General features: G+C 40.7%; 1 protein-coding gene. It reads right to left on the reverse strand.

What is annotated here, in order from left to right:
- The coding region (locus tag SB775_RS29480; protein ID WP_410864782.1) for a class I SAM-dependent methyltransferase at positions 1–273 on the reverse strand (273 nt) is incomplete at both ends.

Below are 273 nucleotides of genomic sequence, written 5' to 3' on the forward strand. Positions count from 1 at the left end.
TTTCCAATTCTATTGTTAGCGGCATTTTCTTTCGCAAGCTCAAGCGCCCTTTCATTCACATCCACCATGTGAACTTTACGGTCTTGAAACTCTTTCGCCAACGATAAACCAATTGGTCCATATCCACAACCTACGTCTAATATATCACCTTTAATATCTGGCACTTGAAACGCTTCAATTAAAAGACGAGAACCAAAGTCCACTTCGTTTTTCGAGAACACCCCACGGTCAGATAAGAAAGTTAATCGAGATCCACGAAGTGTAAATTCCCAT

It is taken from the genome of Peribacillus sp. SIMBA_075 (genome assembly GCF_046534585.1).